The following is a 2,228-nucleotide window of genomic DNA, read 5'->3' on the forward strand; positions in this document are numbered from 1 at the left end:
CCACGACCATGCGGCACTCCTCGCCCATTGGGGATGCTGTCGCCATGATCCGGACGGTTTGTGGAGAATCGCCGTCACCAGGGAGCGACACCACGCAGGTCGTATCGGCAGCCTCGGCAAAGACCTGATCGAGAAACGTATTGAAGGCGGGACGGCACTCCTCGGTGACTAAAATCCCGAACGGTCGGCCGATCAGATGGGAGCGTTCTTTACTTAGAAGCTTGGCGCCGAGAAAATTAACAGCCCGAATAGTCCCGTCCTTCGCTAAGGTCAGGTAGCCTGCGGGAGCGAAATCGTAGAGATCCGTGTACTTTGCCAGGGCGGTTTCGACTTCGGCTCGCGTCTTGCGTAACTCTTCGTTTTGCATCTCCAGTTCTATCTGGTGAACCTGGAGTTCGTGCAGAAGACGCATCGCCTCCGCTTCATTCTGCGGCAGGTCGGCTTCCGCATCGCAATTATCCAATTCAGCTTCCGCGCAATGGCCCAGGTCTTCGCTATCCTGACTTTTTCGTTTCTGTCTCGACATGTTGTCTCCACGCCCTTGCCGCAATTAAAACACTTCCGCTGTAGACGTCATTACCCCCTGCAGCGCTTCATTTACCTTCCGCGACAGTTCCGCAAGATTGAATGGTTTTTGTAAAAATGCTATAGCGCCATCCTCAAGAATCTGCTTGGCCTCGCCGTCGATGCTGTAGCCGGAGGAGATAATCACCTTGACGCCGGGGTTGATTTCGCGCAGGGCGGCAAAGGTGTCCCGACCACTCATTTTCGGCATCACGATGTCCAGAATCACCACATCGATTGCCTCCCAGCATTCGCGATAACGGGCAAAGGCCTCGACGCCATCGCCGCACACCGTAACCTCATATCCAATGTCCTGCAACATATCCGCACCTATGATTCGGATCACGTTTTCGTCATCCACGAGCAGCACATGCCCGTGACCATTTGCCGCCGACTTTGGTTCTGCGGCAGGATTGGGCATTGCCTCCTCGCTCAGGGGCAGATAGATCACGAATATCGATCCCTTATCCAGTTCGCTTTGCACCTCAATCGCGCCATGATGGTTAATTACGGTTCCATAAACAGCAGCGAGTCCGAGACCAGTGCCTTTGCCAATCTCCTTGGTTGTGAAGAACGGTTCGTAAATATGTTTGATCGTCTCAGGGGACATACCCGCGCCGGTGTCGGCAACGGCAATACGCAGATAACGTCCTGGTTCCACGCCAAGGGTAGTCGCCTTTATCTTGGCAAGGTCGATCACTGCGGTTGAAAACACGAGCTCGCCGCCGTTTGGCATGGCGTCACGGGCATTAAGGCCGAGGTTAAGGAGAATGCTCTGGATTTGCGACCGGTCTCCCAGAACCGTGGCATATTCGGCGTCCAGATGCTGACGGATTTCGATTCGTCGGTCAATACTGTGCCAGAGGAGCGAAGCTGTCTCGCTGATCAGGCGGTGCATGTCCACCAGCGTAGAGATATACTTCCCTTTGCGGGAGAAGGCGAGAAGTTGTGAGGCGAGTTCACTCGCCTGACGCGAGGAAGTGATAATGCCTGCAGCATAACGGCGAAGTGTATCGTCTTCCAGTTTGGTGAGCAGCAGATCCGCGTAACCGAGAACCCCGGAAAGCTGGTTATTGAAGTTATGGGCGATGCCGCCGGCGAGTTGGCCGATGGCGGCCATTTTCTCGGACTGCCGCAATTGCTCCGCCAAGAGCTCACGCTCCTCCTCGGCACGTTTGCGGTCTGTGATATCCAGGAGACTGACCAGCGCCATCGGCGCACCTCGCAGATTCAAGGGCACGGAGGAGAGAAGGAACGTATGATTGCCTTGAAGTTCCGGAGCGGATACCGCCAGGGTGGCTTCCACTTGGTGATGAACGGTGTCTGATTCGATAGTATCCAGGACAGTGCGACGGATCAGGCAGTCCTGGCATAATGGGCCGAAGCCGCATCCCAGCGGATTATCAAGCGCATGCAGACAACGCAAAACCTCGCCGCTGCGCAACCCAAGCAGGTCATTGGTTGGCTGGTTCGCAAACTCGGCGGTAAAATTATTGACCTTGCGCACCCGGCGTTCCGCATCCATCAGGATCATCATGCAGGGGGCGTGCGGGTAGATCGCTGCGAGTTCAGCCGCGTATTCCCGGGCGTCTTCCTCCGCGTGCCGCAATTCCTCGTTCTGCATTTCCAACTCTATCTGATGGACTTGCAATTCGTGCAGAAGA

Annotated in this window: 2 protein-coding genes; both read right to left on the bottom strand. The window is 55.6% G+C overall.

Features of this window, described 5'->3' with window-relative positions; translation table 11 throughout:
- A partial coding sequence (locus KKA81_17350) for a PAS domain-containing protein (protein ID MBU2652696.1) occupies window positions 1-526 on the bottom strand: 526 nt, incomplete at its 3' end.
- Window positions 527-550: 24 nt separating this feature from the next.
- The coding region (locus KKA81_17355) for a response regulator (GenBank protein ID MBU2652697.1) at window positions 551-2,228 on the bottom strand (1,678 nt) is incomplete at its 5' end.

This window comes from Bacteroidota bacterium (assembly GCA_018831055.1).
Classification (GTDB): Bacteria; Bacteroidota; Bacteroidia; order Bacteroidales; family B18-G4; genus M55B132.